The organism is Kribbella sp. NPDC050470, assembly GCF_044458365.1.
Taxonomy (GTDB): Bacteria; Actinomycetota; Actinomycetes; order Propionibacteriales; family Kribbellaceae; genus Kribbella.
In genome coordinates this window covers 101,788-118,717 of sequence record NZ_JBITHV010000005.1, presented here as the reverse complement: position 1 = coordinate 118,717, position 16,930 = coordinate 101,788, and the positions used below count along the sequence as shown (strand labels likewise).

Sequence of the window (16,930 nt, the reverse complement as noted above, 5' to 3'; positions counted from 1 at the left end):
CGCTGGAAGAGATGGACTCGATGAGTACACCGCAGGACCGCACGCCGTACGGACAGCAGCCGCAGTACGGCCAGCCCCAATACGGCCAGCCCCAATACGGCCAGCCCCAGTACGGGCAGCAGTACGGGCACCCGCAGCAGCCGGGTTACAACCCCTACGTCCAGCAGCCGCAGTACGGCTACGGGTACGGCGTACCGCAGGCACCACTTGCCGACTGGGCCCCACGCGCCGGCGCCTACCTCATCGACGGCATGATCAGCGGCGTCCCGATCGCGATCGGGTACGGCGTCTTCATCGCCGACATCGCGATGCGCTCCGACGACCTGTCGTCGTCCAATGACGCACCGGGCGCGTTCGCGATCATCCTCTTCCTGCTCGGCATCGCCGCCAGCATCGGCCTCGGGCTGTGGAACCGGGTCTTCCGCCAGGGCAAGACCGGGCAGAGCGTCGGCAAGAGCGCGCTGCACCTGCGCCTGGTCGACGCCCAGTCGTTCCAGCCGGTCGGCGCCGGCAAGGCGTTCCTGCGCGAGTTCCTGAGCGGGCTCTTCAACAACGCCTGCTTCCTGAATCTGCTCTGGCCGCTGTGGGACGACCAGAAGCAGACCTGGCACGACAAGGTGATGTCCACCTACGTGATCAGGTCGGACTAGCGCGACAGCAGGAAGGCGGCGCCGGTGACCGACCACAGGACGCTGGTGAAGGTGCCGATGATGAAGCGCTCGGCCACTGCCTGCGGTGTGACCGAGGCGGGCTGATCGGGGCTGCGGAGCTCGGGGTAGCGGGCCAGCCCCTTGATGGCCAGCACGATCGCGAGTCCCTCCGGCCAGCCTGCCACCAGGGCTGCGTAGATGGCGCCGCGCTCGAGTGAACCGATCAGCGCGCCGCCACGCAGTACCTCACCGGCCTTCTGCGTCGACTGGGCTCTCGTGTTGCCCCGGTCGACCAGAGCCAGCACAGAGGTCGTCAGCGGCCCGCCACCGGTGACTGCGAGCCCGCCGGCCAGCAGGAGCAGCACGTTCCACCAGCGCTCGCGCCAACCGTCCACGCCGTCGCCTGCGAGCAGCAGGAGGCCGACGGCGATCAGACAGGCCAGCATCACCCCGCTGAGCACGATCTGCACCGTAGAGCCGGCCTTGGGCACCCACGCCAGTACGGCGAGGACCAGGGCGGCTGCGGTCAACGACAGGATGAGTGCCGTCACGCAGCGGCCCCTGGTCCCAGCAGCTCGGCTGCCAGCTTCCGTCCGCGTTGCTCCTCGGCGAAGCCGGCCGCCTGGGCCCGTTGCGTCACCGCCGACTGGCTGATCCCCAGCTTCACGCCGATCTCCCGCCTGGTGAGTCCCTCGGCCAGCAGGTCGGCCACTGCCCAGCCGCGTTCGCTACGCCGCCGCAGCACCGACGCCATCAGCCACAGCACTGTCTCCACCTGCTCCGCGACGCGGGAGTCGGAGCCGACCACGTTGACATGGTGCGGGCTCGACTTCGCCCGGTTCACCGCCTCCCGCGCGTTCACGAACGCCTCGCCGCTGCCTGCCCGCGTGCTGCGGGGCAAGGGCTGGGCGACGTCGCCTACGCCGAGACCGACGTACCAGGTGTCGGAACGCAGCAGCTCGACGACCACGTCGATGGTCGGGCGCGCCTCCGAGAGCACCCCTTGCACCTCGTCGCCGGCCGTCCGCTCGAACTTCCGGAGCAAACCGGTCCGCCGCGGCCGCCGGTTCAGCGTGTTCAGTAGCTCGGGTACGAGATCGGTCATGCTTCGGCTGCCCCGCTGATCTACCGTGAGAACGAAGACCACCGCCACACCTCCTTCCCAACGCATTAAGGCTACAGTCTTATTCACGTAGAGTGAAGGAAAAAACCTGAATCGGTTCACCCAATCACTCCCAGTGACCGCCCCGCAGGCCCGCCGATCTCCCCAATTCTCCGCTGGATCCGGCCTGCTCGGCATCTCGACTCGCCCCGCGACTTCACGCGGAGTCAGCACGATACGAACCGCCAGGCCATCACAACCGGACCCTCTGAGACGACTCCAGCGGGCGCCGGCCGAATGGCCGGCGATTGTGATGGCCTGGCGGTCCGGTACTCAGTCCGCCAGCGGCAGGTACAGCTTCTTGTCGTGCGACTTGAACGTCTCCGACATCTCGGCGAAGCCGGCCTCGATCGCCTCGGTCGAGGTCAGGCCCTTCTCCTCGGCGTACGCGCGGATGTCCGCGGTGATCCGCATCGAGCAGAACTTCGGCCCGCACATCGAGCAGAAGTGCGCGGTCTTGGCCGGCTCGGCGGGCAGCGTCTGGTCGTGGTACGACCGCGCGGTGTCCGGGTCCAGCGATAGGTTGAACTGGTCCTCCCAGCGGAACTCGAACCTTGCCTTGGACAACGTGTCGTCCCAGTCCTGCGCACCCGGGTGCCCCTTGGCCAGATCGGCTGCGTGCGCGGCGATCTTGTAGGTGATCACGCCGGTCTTCACGTCGTCGCGGTCCGGCAGGCCGAGGTGCTCCTTTGGCGTAACGTAGCAGAGCATCGCCGTACCGAGCCAGCCGATCTGGGCCGCGCCGATCGCCGAGGTGATGTGGTCGTAGGCCGGCGCCACATCAGTTGCCAACGGCCCCAAAGTGTAGAACGGCGCCTCGCCGCACAGCTCCTCCTCGAGCCGGACGTTCTCAGCGATCTTGTGCATCGGCACGTGTCCGGGACCTTCGATCATCACCTGGACGTCGTGCTCCCAGGCGATCTTGGTCAGCTCGCCGAGAGTCCGCAGCTCGGCGAACTGGGCCGCGTCGTTGGCGTCCGCGATCGACCCCGGCCGGAGCCCGTCGCCGAGTGAGAACGTCACGTCGTACGCACGGAGAATCTCGCAGAGCTCGGCGAAATGCGTGTACAGGAAGGACTCCTGGTGGTGCGCCAGGCACCACGCGGCCATGATCGAGCCGCCGCGCGACACGATCCCGGTGATCCGCTGCGCGGTCAGCGGGACGTACCGCAGCAGGACGCCGGCGTGCACGGTCATGTAGTCGACACCCTGCTCGCACTGCTCGATGACCGTGTCGCGGTAGACCTCCCACGACAGCGCGGCCGGGTCGCCCTTCACCTTCTCCAGCGCCTGGTAGAGCGGGACCGTCCCGATCGGCACCGGCGAGTTGCGCAGGATCCACTCGCGCGTCTCGTGGATGTTCTTGCCGGTGGACAGGTCCATCACGGTGTCCGCGCCCCACCGGGTCGCCCAGACCAGCTTCTCGACCTCTTCCTCGATCGAGCTGGTCACGGCCGAGTTGCCGATGTTCGCGTTCACCTTCACCAGGAACTTCTTGCCGATGATCATCGGCTCGGACTCCGGGTGCCGCCGGTTCGCCGGGATCACCGCCCGGCCGCGCGCCACCTCGTCCCGGACGAACTCCGGGTCGACGCCCTCCCGGACCGCGATGTACTTCATCTCCTCGGTGATGGTTCCGGCCCGGGCGTGCCCGAGCTGCGTCAACGGCTCGCGGCCGGCGATCCAGTCCCGCCGGAGCGCGGGCAGACCGGCCTGTACGTCGATCCGCGCGGACGAGTCGGTGTACGGACCGGACGTGTCGTACAGGTCGAAGTGCTCGCCGTTGGTGAGGTGGACGCGGCGGGCCGGAACGTTCAGCTCGCCGCGGTAGATCTTCTCCGAGCCCGAGATCGGGCTGGTGGTGACAGTAGGTCGGACGTTATTGCCGATGGTTGTCACGTTGCTGCTCCCTACGCCGGAATTACCCGGACAGGTTCGGCGGTCGGCGGCGCCGGGATCCACCCAGCCGCCCTCTCAGCCCACTTCGGTGCGAGCTCCCGCGATCTAAAGTTGTCGCGGTCCACCCTAACGAACAACTGCATACGGGATTCCGTGGGGCGCGTCACGTCCGCCGGTTGACCGGAGCCGGTAGCGTTCGGGAATGCGCGACCTCGTGTACCCGCCGGTGATCGGCTTCGCGAAGACGGCGTTCAAGGTGCTGGACCTGAAGTTCCAGCTGACCGGGACGGAGAACGTGCCGCGGACCGGCGGCGCGGTGATCGCGATGAACCACATCTCGTACGTCGACTTCGTGCTCGGCGGGTTCGGCGCGCTGCCGAGCAAGCGGCTGGTGCGGTTCATGGCCAAGGAGGTGCTGTTCCGCAGCCGGGTCTCCGGACCGCTGATGCGCGGGATGCACCACATCCCGGTGGACCGCGCGGCCGGTACGGCGTCGTACCGGCAGGCGATCGAGTACCTGAACGCCGGCGAGGTGGTCGGCGTGTTCCCGGAGGCGACGATCAGCCGGTCGTTCGAGCTGAAGGAGTTCAAGTCCGGCACGGTCCGGATGGCCGCCGAGGCCGCCGTACCGGTGCTGCCGATGATCCTGTGGGGGACGCAGCGGATACTGACCAAGGACCATCCGCGCGACTTCTCCCGGCACCGGACGATCGCGATCACCGTCGGCGAGCCGATCACGGTCACCGCGGACGACGACCCGGCCGAGGCGACCGCGCACCTGCGCTCGACCATGGCCGGCATGCTCGACCGCACCATCCGGGCCTACCCCGAGCAGCCCGCCGGCGCCTGGTGGCTGCCGGCCTCGTACGGCGGGAGCGCGCCGACGCCCGAGGAGGCCGAGCGGCTGGACCGGGAGGAGCTGGCCCGCCGGGCGGCCCGGAAGAAGTAGTCGGCTACCGGACAGGACCTTGACCCCGGTACGGCGTGGGGGTACTAAGAGCACTTGTTGGAAGTAGCAGGTACCTGGGGGGTCCCTGTGTCTCGGCCGCGTGGTGGCGCGCGTGGCCGTCGTACTCAGGTGGGCGGGGGAAGCGTTGGTGAAGTCACCCGAAGAGCTGCATCTCTTCGAGCCGGGGATACTGACCGTGGCTCCGCACGTCGCGGAGGAGATCCCCGATGTCGGCGCGTTCTTCCTCGACTGGGCGGTCCGGGGCCTGACCTCGGGGCAGGCCCGCGAGGTGGAGTCCGCGATCAACGGGCGGCGCTGCCAGAACGGCTGGTTCCCGCTGGAGAGCCTGGACACCATCGGCAGCCGCGGCTTCTGGCGTGGCCCGCTGACCTACCTGGCCCGGATGACCGCCGACGACGGCGCGATCGTGCAGGACTGGGCCGCGAGCGGGCTGGACGGCGAGAACCGGAGCAAGCTCGAGGCGACCGCGGACCACCTGCTCTTCCAGCAGGGCCATGCAGCCGCGGCCACCTGGGTGGTGGCGGTGCGGCCGCAGGCCTACCTCGACCTGGCCGAGCTCGGCGACCGCCTGGCCGCCACCTGGGAGCTCAACCTCGGCGCCATCCGCCCCAAAGACGTGGCCAAGGCCGTACGCCGCTGGAACCGCTGACCGGGGTCACTCCAGGATGAAGTGGGCCAAGCCGTAGCAGAGCGCGGCGACCGCACCGGCGGCGGGGATGGTCAGGACCCAGGCGGTGACGATGCCGCGCGCGACGCCCCAGCGGACCGCGGACAGGCGCTTGGTGGCGCCGGCGCCCATCACCGCGGAGGTGATCGTGTGCGTGGTGGAAACCGGCGCGTGCAGGCCGATCGCCATCACGTACAGGACGGTCGCGGCGACCGCCTCGGAGGCGAAACCGCGGGCCGGGTCCAGGTGGATGATCCGGCGGCCCAGCGTCCGCATGATCCGCCAGCCGCCGGAGTACGTCCCGAGCGAGATAGCGGTCGCGGCGGCCAGTTTGACCCACAGCGGGATCCCGTCGCCCTCCTGGACGTACCCGGTGGTGAGCAGGGCCAGGAAGATCACGCCCATCGTCTTCTGCGCGTCCTGCAGACCATGGCCGAGCGCCATCGCGGCGGCGGACAGCGACTGGGACAGCCGGAAGCCCCGGGTCACCTTGCCCGGGTGGGCCCGCCGGAACACCCAGAGGATCGTGAGCATCAGGACGAACGCGCCGAGGAAGCCGACTGTCGGCGACAGCACCATCGGGATGACGACCTTGTCCAGGATGCCGGACCACAGCACCGTGCTGGCCGAGGCGAGCCCGGCGCCGACCAGGCCGCCGATCAGAGCGTGCGACGAGGAGCTGGGCAGGCCGAAGTACCACGTGATCAGGTTCCAGGTGATCGCGCCGACCAAGGCGCTGAGCACAACCACCAGCCCGTGCTCACCGGACGGCACACTGATGATGCCCTTGCCGACCGTCTCGGCGACCTCGGTGCCGAGCAGAGCCCCTACGAAGTTCATCACCGCGGCCATCGCCAGCGCCACCCGCGGGGTCAGCGCGCGGGTCGAGACCGAGGTTGCGATCGCGTTCGCCGCGTCGTGGAAGCCGTTGGTGTAGTCGAACACGAGCGCGATGACGACCACCGCGACGACGAGCGCGAGCTCCACGCTCAGCTCTCCTTGACGGCGATCTGCTCGACCGTGTTCGCGACGTGCTCGAAGGCGTCGATCGCGGCCTCCAGCAGGTCGACCACGGTCTTCACCTTCATCACCGTCAGGGCCTCGTACTCGCCGCTGAACAGCTTGGCGATCAGCCGCCGGTGCACGGCGTCACCGGTGTTCTCCAGCCGGTTGATCTCGATCCAGTACTCGGCCAGGTCCTTCATGGTGCGCAGCCGCGGCATCGTCTCGGCGGTCAGCTGGGCGGCCCGCTGCAGCACCTCGATCTGCTCGGCGATCTCCTCCGGCAGCTTCTCCAGGGCGAACAGGTGGACGGCGTCCACCGCCTCCTCCATGTAGTCCATGACGTCGTCGAGGTCGGAGGCCAGCCGGTAGATGTCCTCGCGGTCGAACGGCGTGACGAACGTCGAGTTCACCCGCCGGATGATCGAGTGCGTGGTCTCGTCCGCCGCGTGCTCGGCGTCCTTCATCTGGGCGGCGATCTGGTGGCTCGACGAGAGCCCGGTTCCCGCCGTACTGCCGAGCAACTCGGCCAGGATCCGTGATCCGTCCACGAGGTGGTTGGCGGACTCGGTGAAAAGGTCGTAGAACGTCGGGTCGTTCGGACGCAGACGTAACGGCACTTCAAGCTCCGGGTGAACGAGGGACAAACCGTGAACATGCTAGGGGGAACGGACCGTTGACGCGGCATCCGCCTGGCCAACGTACCGCGTCGCGGTGAACTCGGCTGCCTGGACACCACCGGCGAGTAACCGATCGGTCTCAGCGCGTGAGCACGGCGTAGAGGTCGAAAAGCCCCACCACGAGCACCAGACCGGCTGCCGCCCGGAGCACCCGTTGGTGGCCGAGGGCATGCACCGGCGCGCCCTTCGTACGGCGGTAGACGGCGCTCACCGCGGCCCAGCAGGCCAGCGACAGGACCAGTACGACGACGCCGAGGCCGGTGCGGACGTCCGACGTACCGTGGCCGGAGGCAAGCAAGAGGATCCCGTTCGCAATCAGGCCGAGCGCAGTCCGCCGCCAGGCGAGCAGGGTCCGCTCCGGCTGCAGCCCGGGATCGCGGTTCATTCCCGCCACAGGCTGAAGACCAGGCCGATCAGGCCGACCACGATGATCGTTGCCCCCAGCACCACTGGGAGCCTGGTCACCGGGAGCCGGCCGCCGTTGCGCATGGCGGTCAGGTTCTGCTGCCAGCGGCGGAAGGCGCCGGCCGTGGTGACGATGCCTGCAGTGACCAGAACCACACCGATGATGCGGGCCGGCCAGCGATCCGGGCCGAGGTCGAGGAACTGCACTGCGGACAGCCCGCCCGCGTAGCAGGCCAGCGACGTCCGCAAGTACGCCAGGTACGTGCGTTCGTTCGCCAGCGTGAAGCGGTAGTCCGGTTCCTGCTCCTCTGTCATCCGCAGCTCACCAGGCCGTGGCTCTCCTTGAGTGTCAGCACACGCCTCACGCTACTCGTCAGCTGCGCGGCGAAGGCCTTGTCCTGCTCGGCCTTGGAGACCAGAGCGTTCACCATCGTGGCGGTCAGCCCGGCCGTGGCGTTGATGACGATGTCCCCGCCGGCCGCGACGAATCGGGTCGCCCGTTGACCCGCCGGCACCGACGCCACCTCGGCAGCCGCCCCGACGTCGTCGGTGATCACCACACCGGCCCACTTCAGGTCACCGCGCACCATTCCCCGGATGACCGTCGGCGAGAACACCGCGCGGTTCCTCGGGTCGATCTTGGTGTAGGTGGCTGTGGCGATCATCACCATGTCGGCGCCGGCCTCGAGCCCGTCGGCGAACGGCTGCAGGTTCGCGTCACCGCGGACGGTGACATTGTCGACCACTCCGGACGAGAAGTCGGTGTTGCCGCGCACGCGCCCGAGTCCCGGGAAGTGCTTGACCGACGTCATCACGCCGGCCTGCTGCATGCCGCGGACGAATGCCTGCACCGGCGGCCCGACCTCCTCCGGCGTGTTGCCGTACTCACGGTCCAGCTCGCCGATCGGAGCGTTACTGTCCTTCTGCGAGCTTGGTACGACGTCGGCCACCGGCGCGAGGTCTACGTTGACCCCTGCCCGCTTGAGCTGGTTCCCCCACCCCTCGGCCTCGGCGGTGAGCTTGGAGCTGGACCAGCCGCCTTGCACAGTCGCTGAGGGGATGCGGTCGAAGCCGGAGCCCTTCAGCCGCTGGATCTGACCGCCTTCCTGGTCGGCGGCGATCAGTGGGCGGATGCCCTTGACCGTGGCGGCTGAGTTGACGGTGGCCATCGCCGTACGCGTGTGGGAGAGGCTGCCGCCGCTGCCGAGCAGCAGGATGCCGCCGGGCTTCTGCTTCTGCACGATGGGCCGCTGGGACGACGTCATGCCGTTCGCGCTGATGCCGGTCATGATCAGCTGGGCCGCCTGCTCCCTCAGCGTGAGCGCCTGCAGCTTCTGGTCTACACAGCTGACCGGAGTCGGCGTCGGCGTTGGCGTAGGGGTTGGTGTCGGCGTTGGGGTGGGGGTCGGGGTTGGCTCGCGGGCGATCGGCACTGACGATGACGGCACTGTGCTGGGGCCGGCGGTGGGTTCGTCGGTGTCGCTGCAGCCGGTCAGCAGGAGCGCCGTCAGCAGGACGGCTACTGCAGTGCGCTGCATGTCAGCGGCGCTCCCAGGCGGCGCGGTCGACCGTGTCACCCGAGTGCCTGGCCAACGTCGCGCAGATGTCGTAGAGGTGCTCGACCTGATCGTCGTCCAGCGCGTCGAAGATCGCCTTGCGGACCTCCTCGACATGACCGGGCGCGGTCTCGACCAGCTTCTGCCGTCCGAGGTCGGTCATGATCGCGACCTGGCCACGGCGGTCCGACTCGATGCCCTCCCGCCGTACCCAACCGGCCTGCTCGAGCCGGTTGACCGCGTGCGAGAGGCGGCTGCGCGATCCCTGCGTGGCCACGGCTAGCTCGCTCATCCGCAGCCGGCCGTCAGGCGCCTCGGACAGCCGGACCAGGATCTCGTAGTAGGTGTGCGGTATCCCTGCGTCGCGTTGCAGCTGCTGCTCGATCCGGGTGTTCACCACACGCTGCGCCGCGATGAACGCGCGCCACGCGTGCTGCTCTTTCTCGTTCAGCCACCGGGGTTCCGCCATCCCCGCAGCGTAGCGTTCCACCTGATCAGGAGTACGGCGAGCGCGCACACCAGCATGCCGATCACGGCAAGTGGTCCGATGGTCTCGCCGAACATCACGAAGGCGAACACCATCGTGGTCGGCGGCACCAGATAGAGCAGGCTGCTGATGCGGGTCGCACCGGACAGCCTGAGGTTGACCAGGTAGAGCCCCCAGCCACCACCTGTTGCCAGCAGCACCAGCCAGACCACGGCACCGTAGAACCCTGGTTCGTGCGGGACCGTCAGCTGGTCGGTCGACGCAGCCAGTGCGATGAAGAACACACCGGAGACGACGCTCTGCAGGCAGAGCGCGTCGAGTGAGCTCGTGCTGGGCTTGCGACGGCGATCGAGGCAGGTGCCGATGACAAGGCCGAGCAGGCCACCGAACGGCAGCAGGAACAGCAACGGCGAGCCGTGCAAGTCGTCTGCCACGACCAGACCGACTCCGACGACACCGATGACGAGACCGATCCACTGACGCCGGCTGACCGGCTCCCCGAGCAGCGGTCCGGCGACTGTGGCGATCAGCAGCGGCTGCAGTGAGCCGATGAGCGCGGTCACTCCGGCCGAGATGCCGTGGTCGATGCCGGTGAAGATCAGGCCGAGGTACACACACTGCGTGAGGAAGGCCATCCACACCTGGGTGGCCAGGTCCGCACGACTGATCGTCGGTCGCCGTACGGCCAGGATTGCCGCTCCGACCGCGCCTGCGACCAGGAACCGCCAGGCGAGCAGGTCGAAGGCGTTCGTGTACTCGGTGCCCCAGCGCGCGCCGATGAAGCCGCAGCTCCAGAGCACGACGAAGCCTGCGCCCGCGATCAACGGGAGGTAGCGCGTCCGCCGTACCGGGAGCGTCACAGTGGTCATGATCGGGAGAGTAACCACACCGGTCGGTATACTGTCAGTATGCTCGATCAGCAGGTGAGACTGCTCGTGGACCGCCGCGTGCCGGAGGCCACCCGGCTGACGCCGGCCGGCGAGCGGATCCTGGTCGCGGCGTCGACCTTGTTCTACGAGCAGGGCATCCGGGCGGTCGGCGTCGACACGATCGCGTTGGCGGCCGACGTGACGAAGAAGACGCTGTACGACCGGTTCGGCTCGAAGGACCGGTTGATTGCGGCGTACCTGGAGCGACGCGACCGGGTGTGGCACGAATTCCTGGATGAGCAACTCGCAGTCCGGCGTCCAGCGACGCCGGAAGACGTGATCCTGGCGCTGTTCGCGGCGCTGACGGACTGGGTCGCGGGCGCGCGGAACGGATGTGGCTTCATCAACGCCAGCGTCGAGCTCGCGTCCCCCGACCATCCGGCGATGCCGGTCATCGTCGGGCAGAAGCAGTGGATGCGGGCCGAGTTCGAGGCCCAGGCGACGCTGGCCGGTCTCGCCGACCCGTCCGAGCTCGCGGACCGTCTCCTGATCCTCCACGAGGGCGCGCTCGTCACCTACCGGGTGGCTGCGATGCCGCACGCGCCAGAGGTGGCTCAGCGGGCTGCCGCGGACTTGCTGGCCGGCTGGCCCAGGGCTTAGGTGCTGCTTCGCCTGGTGATGGTGAGTCCGACCAGGCGGGACACGACCATGGCGACGTACCCGAGTCCTGCGAGCTGCTCGAGCATGACGACCGACCTCCCCCAGGCTGTGACCGGGACGACGTCGCTGAGGCCGGTGCTGGACAGTGTGGTGAAGCTGAGGAACAGCAACTCCATCCAGGTCCGGTCGCTGGCGGGGTCGAGTGCCGCGATGAAGCTGCCTGGCACCAGCACCTGCACGAAGGTGTAGACGTACGCGAACCCCCAAGCCACCAAGGTGAAGGTCGCACCGGTCGCGTAGAGCTCGTCCGTGCTGACCTCGTGGTCGGCCAGCATGTACCGCAGCAGGCTGTAGGCGGCGTAGAAGTAGAAGGCCGCATGCAGTACGGCGGAGATGGCCACGACGGGCTGCGTGGGATTGAAGGCGTCGACCAGCGAGAGGACCACGGCCGGAATGCCCAGGCCGATGCTGACCCAGGTCAGGCCGGGGGTGGAGCGGACCGAGAAGATCGCGAGCACCAGCACGAAGATGCCGAGGATCTCGAACGCGACGCGGCCGCCGCGGGAGCCCTCCATGGCCGGGTAGACCAGGACACCCAGCAACTGCACGAGCAGCAGGACCGCCGAAGGATGTCGTCGCGCGCTGGCGAACCAGGTCATTTGGTGTCGCCTTCAGCTGCCCGCTCTGCGTCTTCTTCGCGGGAGGCGATGATCGCGGCCCGGCGGGCGAGGCGGTGGCTGCGGCGGATCTCGGCCTCGCGCAGCCGGCGGCGGTCCTCGTCGGTCTCCGGCATGACCTGCGGGACCTCGCGGGGCTTCCCGTCCGCGTCGACCGCGACGAACACCAGGTAGGCCGACGCCACGTGCACCTCCGGCCCGACGGAGTCCCACCGGTCGGCCGTGATCCGTACGCCGACCTCCATCGAGCTGCGTCCGGTCCAGTTGACCTGGCCGCTGAAGTGGACCACGTCGCCGACCCGGACCGGCACCAGGAACGTCATCTCGTCCATCGACGCGGTCACCGCGGCCCCACCGGAGTGCCGCGCCGCGACCACGCCGGCGACCGAGTCGACCAGCGTCATGATCACGCCGCCGTGCACGGTGCCCAGCAGGTTGGTCTCGTTCTGGGCGGTGATGTGCGACAGCGACAACCGGGTCACCGAGGTAGGCCGCGACGACGGCGTGCTGGTCATCCTGCTCGTCTCCTCCGGGATCCGACGGGTGTTGCCGCAGACTATCCCGGGCGGTTGTCCACAGGTTCGGAAAGACCGGCCGGAACGGGTGCCATTCCTCGTACTTTCTCTGCCGAGGAGGTGGCCACGATGACCATCGACAGCTCCACCGAACGTGCCCAAGGCAACCACTCCGACCGGCCCCACCCGGTCCTGATCCCGCTCACCCGCGGCCAGGCCGCGCGGTTCGTGCGGCTCGGCATGACCGCCGCAGCCCACCTCGGCCTCGACCTGACCTACGAGGGCGGCGCGGCTCTCGTCCCGGTCGCACCGACCGCGGACAGCCCGGTGCTCGGCCTGAGCAACCTGGCCCGCCGGGTGTCCAAACACGCCGAGAATCGCTGGCCGGAGTTGATCGAGGACCATTTCACCCAGGTGCTGCACCGCCTGCGCCACGGTCCGCCTCGGCCGCCCGACGATCCAGAGCGGGAGCTGATCCAGCGGCTCGTTCCGCGCCGCTCGCTCCCCGGCGAGTGGGGCGCGGACCGGGTGGACTACCTGCCCGGCCTGCTGTCCGTGCCCGCCACTGCACAGGACGGCGTTGTGACGATGTACCTCGACCCGGGTGACTTCGGGCTGACCTGGTCGGATGCCGAGCGTGTCGGCCTGGCCAACCTGCGTCGTCTCGAGGACCACGTCGAGTACGTCGAGCACGACGGCATCACCATCGCGCTGGTCACCGGCAGCATCTTCTCCGCGTCCCGGGCCCTGGTCCTCGACACCGTCCTGCGCGAGTCCCTCCACCTCGAGCTTCCGGAGTACGGCGTGCTCGCCGCCGTCCCCGCCCGCGACCTGCTCCTGATCCACGTGATCCGCGACCTGTCCGTCATCCCGGCCCTGGGCCTGATGCTCAACCTCGCGGCCCGCTCCTACACCAACGATCCGGGGCCACTGTCCCCCGACGTCCACCTGGTCACGCCCACCCTCGAGTGGCATCCCGCCACCACGTCGTCCCCCGACCGCACCCCGCTCCGCCTGTCGCCTCAACTCGACGCCCTCGCCAAGGTGGTCGCCCGCAAAGAGCCCCCACCCGCTGCTAGGCCGGTGGTGTGAAGTGACCAGGCCAGTCGGAGTGGCGGATTCGGGTGATGTCGCGGATCTCGCCGAGGGTCGACCATTCGTCCTTGCCCAGGCGGGCCAACGGGCGCAGCAGCCGGACCTCCGGGTGTCCGTCGACCATCACCGCGGCGTCGACCGCGAGGTGGCGGACCCGGCCGATCACGACGGTCGAGTCGCCCAGTTCGAGGGTGGTGTGGAGGGTGCATTCGATGGCCACCGGGGACTCCGCAACCCGGGGCACGGCGACGGTGCGGGACGGTTCGGTGGTCAGCCCGACGGCTTCGAACTCGGAGATCTCCGCCGGGAAGTTCGTCCCGGTCGCGTTGATCTGCTCGAACAGCGGTTCTGCCGCGAAGTTCACCACGAACTCGCCGGTCGACTCGACGTTGTTCAGGCTGTCCTTCCGCCCGACCGAGGTGAACTGCACCATCGGCGGCTGCACACACGCCACGGTGAAGAACGAATGCGGCGCGAGGTTCAGCACGCCGTCGGCGGACCGGCTCGACACCCACGCGATCGGCCGGGGCACCACCACGGAGTTCAGCACCGCGTAGAACTCCCGCCGCCCGAGCGCTTCCGGATCCAGATCGACACGCACGCCCGCAGTACATCAAATGCGGAGGACGCATCGCGCCCGGGCACGAGGATCGTGGGACGGACCACGCGACGACGAAGGGGGCATGGCCCGGTCAATCACCCGCACCGGACGATGACGCAGGGGCCTGAGACTCCGACGATGGCCACCTGGCCAGTGCCGTACGTCGTGCTCCACACGTGTGGCGTGCCTCGGTGCCGTGATCGGAACAGGGACATGACGGAGCGACGCGAGGTCTACGAAACGCTCGATCTGGCGCTGCGCGTCGGCGAGGTCCTCCTGTCGTCCGGGGCCGGGGCAGCCGACGTGGCGGCGGCCATGCTGGAGGTGACCCGGGCGTGCGGGGTGCGCGACGTGACCGCGGACGTGACGTTCGTGGACCTGACCCTCCGGCACCAGCCGACCAGCCACGCGCCCGCCGCCATTCAGGTTCGCCGGGTGACCTGGCGCCCGCTCGACTATGCGAAGCTGATCGAGGTCGACGAGACGGTGAGCAGCCTCGTCGCCGGAGATATCACCCGGTCCGAGGCTCGTGACCGGTTTTCCCGGATCGTTTCCACCGGCCACCGCCGGCGCCGCTGGGCGGTGACCCTCGCCTGGGGCCTGATGGGAAGTGGCATCGCGCTCACGCTGGGCGGCAGCCCGCTCGTGTGCCTGCTCGCCTTTGTGGCGGCCTGCGCGATCGACGGAACCCAACTGCTCTTGCCCCTGCACCGCATCCCGGCCTTCTACCAGCATGCGGCGGGAGGCTTCGTGGCCACACTCATCGCGGTCACCGCCTCGGCCACGGAGCTCGACGTGGACCCGTCCCGCGTGGTCACCACAGGGATCGTCATGCTCCTGGCGGGAGTCGGCATCATGGGTGCCACCCAGGACGCCCTGAACGGCTTCCCGGTCACCGCCAGTGCCCGGTTGATCGACGCCGTGCTGAACACCGCGGGCATCATCGCCGGGGTGGGGGCCGGGCTCACCGTCGGCGACCTCCTCGGGGTGGGCCTGACAGCCTTCACTCCCGGCGCGGCCGGCCTGGCGGAGGTCGGGGTCACCGTGTTCGGCGCCGCCCTGGCCGCTGCGGCCTTCGCGTTCGCGTCGTACGCACCGCTGCGCGCCGTGGTGGCGGTGGCACTGGTCGCGGCGCTCGGGCAGGGGGTCCTGCTGGCCGTCGACAGCTCTGACGTCGGCCGAACCTGGGGTTCGGCGGTCGCTGCCGTCACCATCGGCGCAGTCTGCTATCTCGTCGCAGGTCGTTTCCGGGCCCCGCCGCTTGTCGTGGTGGTCCCCGCAATCGTGCCGCTCCTGCCGGGACTCGACATCTACCGCGGTCTCGCTCTCTTTGCGGAGGGCAAGGACGGCGTGATCGAGTTGGCCGCCGCGCTCGCCACCGCGCTGGCGCTCGCAGCTGGCGTGATCCTCGGTCAGTACCTGGCACGGCCGCTCAAGCGTGAGGCGCGTCGATTGGAGACCCGGCTCGCGGGCCCACGCATGGTCGGCGCGTTCCGGCGTCGTGGTGCCCACAACACGTAGCCTGCACCCACGGCGGGCGACGCACGAACAGGGTCACGAGTTGGAGGCCACAGCGGGGCGGCTCTGTCGTTGCCAGTGGTCGCTGAGAATGACCCCGGCCGCGATCGCCAGGGCGACGGTGGGGACCTGGAGGGCGAAGTCCGCCAGGTTTTCCAGCCCGGTCACTACGTCTCCGCCGAGCAGCGAGGTTGCGCCCCGGACGCCGAGCCCGCCAACCGTGAGGACGAAGAACCCGCCCAGCAGCAGGACGAGGCGCGGGGGGCGTCGGGGGTGTGCGCCCACCAGGTTGGCGCAGGCACCGAGGGCGGCACCGGCCACGAGTGTGCCGATGACCGCACCGGCGAGGTAGGTGACTCCCTGCTGGACGAGGAAGGTGCCGATGACGCCGGGCACCAGCCAGACGAGCACGCCGGGTTCAGCGTTGAACGCGAGTACCAGGCCGAGGGAGAACACCACCCACCCGGCCAGGATGATGACGAAGGGAAGCTCCGGCGCAGGCAGCGTCTCGACGAGCGCGTCTCCTCTGCCGGTGACGCCGGTTGCCGCGACGATGCCGATCACGATCAGGCCCAGGGTGACGAACCCGAACACGAGCCGGATCGACCCCGCGGTGAGCCGGCCGCCCAGAAGCTCTGCGGCGGCTGCGGACAGGGTGTCGCCGGGGACCACGATGAACAGTGCCGGCAGCACCATGAGCGTTACGCCCGTGCGTTGGGCGAGGCCCGACATCACGGTGAGCCCCAGCGTCGTCACGATGAAGGCTCCGAAGAACGGGAGCAGCCCCTCCAGGGGGCGCCCGGCGGTCAGGACGACGAGCAAGCCCATGACCAGGCCCAAGAGGGCGGCCGCGCCCGCCTCGCCCCAGGTCGCCACCACACTCGGGGCGAACCCCGCCGCGAACAGCGCTACCCCGAGCACCCGCGCCCACGCGGGCCAACGGGGCTTCGACTGCGCGATCGCGTCGAGGCGACGGCACGCCTCGTCGGGGTTCATCGGCTGATGCTCTGCCTGGACGAGAAAGCGCTTGAGGGCAGCGACCCGGTCGAGCCGGAAGATACCGGGGGCCGCCCGCACCACCGCCGCCCGGCCGACTTCCCCGGACGACCGCTCGGTCAGAACGATCTGCTCGGGAAGGACGACCAGGTCAACACCGACGCCGTAGGCCGAGGCGACCTTCGCGACTGAGCGCTCCAGCGTCTCGACGCCCTCGGCACTGGACTCCAGGGCGAGCCGGGCGACGCGGAGCACGACGTCGAACGCGGTCACGTCGCCGCCGATCTCAGCTACCCATGGCAGCGTGGCACCGGAGGAACAGAGCCTCGGTCGGTCTGTCGGCTGCGCTCACATGTGGCCGCTGGCACCCCACCCGCCCTGCTCTTGACCTGCACTGCGTCGTTGCCCATGCGCTTCCTTCCCCGTGACCAGGCGGAGCCGGAACCAACGGTAGGCCGGACGCCCCGCAGCAGCCTCACCCACTGCGGACGACCCGCGGCACAAGGATCATGGGGCGGATC

20 protein-coding genes and 1 riboswitch are annotated in these 16,930 nt (G+C 69.2%); of the genes, 6 read left to right on the top strand and 14 right to left on the bottom strand.

Annotated features, from left to right (window positions below; genetic code table 11):
- The first annotated feature begins 20 nt into the window (after positions 1 to 20).
- Positions 21 to 650, top strand: a complete 630-nt coding sequence (locus tag ACIBGM_RS15805; RefSeq protein ID WP_360516206.1) for an RDD family protein — start codon at positions 21 to 23, stop codon at positions 648 to 650.
- Here the strand turns inward: ACIBGM_RS15805 and ACIBGM_RS15800 are convergent.
- The 3 genes from ACIBGM_RS15800 to thiC all read right to left on the bottom strand — a co-directional run bounded on the left by ACIBGM_RS15800 (position 647) and on the right by thiC (position 3,711).
- A complete protein-coding gene (locus ACIBGM_RS15800; protein WP_396385928.1) occupies positions 647 to 1,201 on the bottom strand; it encodes a hypothetical protein in 555 nt (184 codons plus the stop codon). The genes ACIBGM_RS15805 and ACIBGM_RS15800 overlap by 4 nt on opposite strands.
- On the bottom strand, positions 1,198 to 1,755 hold the full coding sequence (locus ACIBGM_RS15795) for a transposase (protein ID WP_360516200.1): 558 nt from the start codon (positions 1,753 to 1,755) through the stop codon (positions 1,198 to 1,200). Before ACIBGM_RS15795 ends, ACIBGM_RS15800 begins: the two co-directional genes overlap by 4 nt.
- 330 nt (positions 1,756 to 2,085) lie before the next feature.
- On the bottom strand, positions 2,086 to 3,711 hold the full coding sequence (gene thiC / locus ACIBGM_RS15790; protein ID WP_396385926.1) for a phosphomethylpyrimidine synthase ThiC: 1,626 nt from the start codon (positions 3,709 to 3,711) through the stop codon (positions 2,086 to 2,088).
- Positions 3,702 to 3,823: riboswitch (TPP riboswitch) on the bottom strand. It overlaps the preceding gene by 10 nt.
- A gap of 90 nt (positions 3,824 to 3,913) precedes the next feature.
- Here thiC and ACIBGM_RS15785 point away from each other — a divergent pair.
- Both ACIBGM_RS15785 and ACIBGM_RS15780 read left to right on the top strand, forming a co-directional pair.
- On the top strand, positions 3,914 to 4,660 hold the full coding sequence (locus tag ACIBGM_RS15785; RefSeq protein WP_396385925.1) for a lysophospholipid acyltransferase family protein: 747 nt from the start codon (positions 3,914 to 3,916) through the stop codon (positions 4,658 to 4,660).
- Between the two features lie 148 nt (positions 4,661 to 4,808).
- Positions 4,809 to 5,330 carry a hypothetical protein gene (locus ACIBGM_RS15780; protein ID WP_360516191.1) on the top strand — a complete coding sequence of 174 codons (522 nt, stop codon included), beginning with the start codon at positions 4,809 to 4,811 and terminating at the stop codon, positions 5,328 to 5,330.
- Between the two features lie 6 nt (positions 5,331 to 5,336).
- Here the strand turns inward: ACIBGM_RS15780 and ACIBGM_RS15775 are convergent, their stop codons facing one another.
- From ACIBGM_RS15775 to ACIBGM_RS15745, 7 genes are all read right to left on the bottom strand, one after another.
- On the bottom strand, positions 5,337 to 6,335 hold the full coding sequence (locus tag ACIBGM_RS15775) for an inorganic phosphate transporter (protein WP_360516188.1): 999 nt from the start codon (positions 6,333 to 6,335) through the stop codon (positions 5,337 to 5,339).
- Positions 6,336 to 6,337: 2 nt separating this feature from the next.
- Positions 6,338 to 6,970 (bottom strand): DUF47 family protein, encoded by a 633-nt coding sequence (locus tag ACIBGM_RS15770; protein ID WP_360516185.1) that lies wholly within the window; start codon positions 6,968 to 6,970, stop codon positions 6,338 to 6,340.
- A gap of 139 nt (positions 6,971 to 7,109) precedes the next feature.
- Positions 7,110 to 7,415, bottom strand: a complete 306-nt coding sequence (locus ACIBGM_RS15765) for a DUF202 domain-containing protein (RefSeq protein ID WP_360516182.1) — start codon at positions 7,413 to 7,415, stop codon at positions 7,110 to 7,112.
- On the bottom strand, positions 7,412 to 7,750 hold the full coding sequence (locus ACIBGM_RS15760; protein ID WP_360516179.1) for a DUF202 domain-containing protein: 339 nt from the start codon (positions 7,748 to 7,750) through the stop codon (positions 7,412 to 7,414). The genes ACIBGM_RS15765 and ACIBGM_RS15760 overlap by 4 nt, the downstream gene beginning before the upstream one ends.
- Positions 7,747 to 8,973, bottom strand: coding sequence for a glycoside hydrolase family 3 N-terminal domain-containing protein (locus ACIBGM_RS15755; RefSeq protein ID WP_396385924.1), 1,227 nt, complete (start codon positions 8,971 to 8,973; stop codon positions 7,747 to 7,749). The genes ACIBGM_RS15760 and ACIBGM_RS15755 overlap by 4 nt, the downstream gene beginning before the upstream one ends.
- Before the next feature lies 1 nt (position 8,974).
- A complete protein-coding gene (locus tag ACIBGM_RS15750) occupies positions 8,975 to 9,460 on the bottom strand; it encodes a MarR family transcriptional regulator (protein ID WP_360516173.1) in 486 nt (161 codons plus the stop codon).
- On the bottom strand, positions 9,439 to 10,347 hold the full coding sequence (locus tag ACIBGM_RS15745; protein WP_396385923.1) for a DMT family transporter: 909 nt from the start codon (positions 10,345 to 10,347) through the stop codon (positions 9,439 to 9,441). The genes ACIBGM_RS15750 and ACIBGM_RS15745 overlap by 22 nt, the downstream gene beginning before the upstream one ends.
- Positions 10,348 to 10,386: 39 nt before the next feature.
- Between ACIBGM_RS15745 and ACIBGM_RS15740 the strand changes: the two genes are divergently transcribed.
- Positions 10,387 to 11,007 carry a TetR/AcrR family transcriptional regulator gene (locus tag ACIBGM_RS15740; RefSeq protein WP_396385922.1) on the top strand — a complete coding sequence of 207 codons (621 nt, stop codon included), beginning with the start codon at positions 10,387 to 10,389 and terminating at the stop codon, positions 11,005 to 11,007.
- On the opposite strand, the gene ACIBGM_RS15735 is transcribed toward ACIBGM_RS15740, so the two are convergent.
- Both ACIBGM_RS15735 and ACIBGM_RS15730 read right to left on the bottom strand, forming a co-directional pair.
- Positions 11,004 to 11,666, bottom strand: coding sequence for a potassium channel family protein (locus ACIBGM_RS15735; RefSeq protein ID WP_396385920.1), 663 nt, complete (start codon positions 11,664 to 11,666; stop codon positions 11,004 to 11,006). The genes ACIBGM_RS15740 and ACIBGM_RS15735 overlap by 4 nt on opposite strands.
- Complete coding sequence (locus ACIBGM_RS15730; RefSeq protein WP_360516161.1) at positions 11,663 to 12,199, bottom strand: acyl-CoA thioesterase; 537 nt, start codon at positions 12,197 to 12,199, stop codon at positions 11,663 to 11,665. The genes ACIBGM_RS15735 and ACIBGM_RS15730 overlap by 4 nt, the downstream gene beginning before the upstream one ends.
- Before the next feature lie 129 nt (positions 12,200 to 12,328).
- Here ACIBGM_RS15730 and ACIBGM_RS15725 point away from each other — a divergent pair, with 129 nt between their 5' ends.
- A complete protein-coding gene (locus ACIBGM_RS15725; protein ID WP_396385918.1) occupies positions 12,329 to 13,291 on the top strand; it encodes a hypothetical protein in 963 nt (320 codons plus the stop codon).
- On the opposite strand, the gene ACIBGM_RS15720 is transcribed toward ACIBGM_RS15725, so the two are convergent.
- Complete coding sequence (locus ACIBGM_RS15720) at positions 13,275 to 13,895, bottom strand: flavin reductase family protein (protein WP_360516155.1); 621 nt, start codon at positions 13,893 to 13,895, stop codon at positions 13,275 to 13,277. The two genes, ACIBGM_RS15725 and ACIBGM_RS15720, sit on opposite strands and share 17 nt — an antisense overlap.
- Before the next feature lie 213 nt (positions 13,896 to 14,108).
- On the opposite strand from ACIBGM_RS15720, the gene ACIBGM_RS15715 reads away from it, so the two are divergent.
- Entirely contained in the window at positions 14,109 to 15,416 is a 1,308-nt protein-coding gene (locus ACIBGM_RS15715) for a threonine/serine exporter ThrE family protein (RefSeq protein ID WP_396385916.1), read from the top strand.
- A gap of 33 nt (positions 15,417 to 15,449) precedes the next feature.
- Here ACIBGM_RS15715 and ACIBGM_RS15710 read toward each other — a convergent pair whose 3' ends face one another.
- Positions 15,450 to 16,682, bottom strand: coding sequence for a threonine/serine exporter family protein (locus ACIBGM_RS15710; RefSeq protein WP_360516149.1), 1,233 nt, complete (start codon positions 16,680 to 16,682; stop codon positions 15,450 to 15,452).
- Positions 16,683 to 16,930 lie beyond the last annotated feature (248 nt).

Bases quoted from the DNA above. Each gene is read 5' to 3' on its own strand.
- ACIBGM_RS15805 (WP_360516206.1), top strand. From the start codon at position 21: ATGAGTACACCGCAGGACCGCACGCCGTACGGACAGCAGCCGCAGTAC.
- ACIBGM_RS15795 (WP_360516200.1), bottom strand. From the start codon at position 1,755: ATGACCGATCTCGTACCCGAGCTACTGAACACGCTGAACCGGCGGCCG.
- ACIBGM_RS15785 (WP_396385925.1), top strand. From the start codon at position 3,914: ATGCGCGACCTCGTGTACCCGCCGGTGATCGGCTTCGCGAAGACGGCG.
- ACIBGM_RS15765 (WP_360516182.1), bottom strand. From the start codon at position 7,415: ATGAACCGCGATCCCGGGCTGCAGCCGGAGCGGACCCTGCTCGCCTGG.
- ACIBGM_RS15760 (WP_360516179.1), bottom strand. From the start codon at position 7,750: ATGACAGAGGAGCAGGAACCGGACTACCGCTTCACGCTGGCGAACGAA.
- ACIBGM_RS15755 (WP_396385924.1), bottom strand. From the start codon at position 8,973: ATGCAGCGCACTGCAGTAGCCGTCCTGCTGACGGCGCTCCTGCTGACC.
- ACIBGM_RS15750 (WP_360516173.1), bottom strand. From the start codon at position 9,460: ATGGCGGAACCCCGGTGGCTGAACGAGAAAGAGCAGCACGCGTGGCGC.
- ACIBGM_RS15745 (WP_396385923.1), bottom strand. From the start codon at position 10,347: ATGACCACTGTGACGCTCCCGGTACGGCGGACGCGCTACCTCCCGTTG.
- ACIBGM_RS15740 (WP_396385922.1), top strand. From the start codon at position 10,387: ATGCTCGATCAGCAGGTGAGACTGCTCGTGGACCGCCGCGTGCCGGAG.
- ACIBGM_RS15735 (WP_396385920.1), bottom strand. From the start codon at position 11,666: ATGACCTGGTTCGCCAGCGCGCGACGACATCCTTCGGCGGTCCTGCTG.
- ACIBGM_RS15730 (WP_360516161.1), bottom strand. From the start codon at position 12,199: ATGACCAGCACGCCGTCGTCGCGGCCTACCTCGGTGACCCGGTTGTCG.
- ACIBGM_RS15725 (WP_396385918.1), top strand. From the start codon at position 12,329: ATGACCATCGACAGCTCCACCGAACGTGCCCAAGGCAACCACTCCGAC.
- ACIBGM_RS15715 (WP_396385916.1), top strand. From the start codon at position 14,109: ATGACGGAGCGACGCGAGGTCTACGAAACGCTCGATCTGGCGCTGCGC.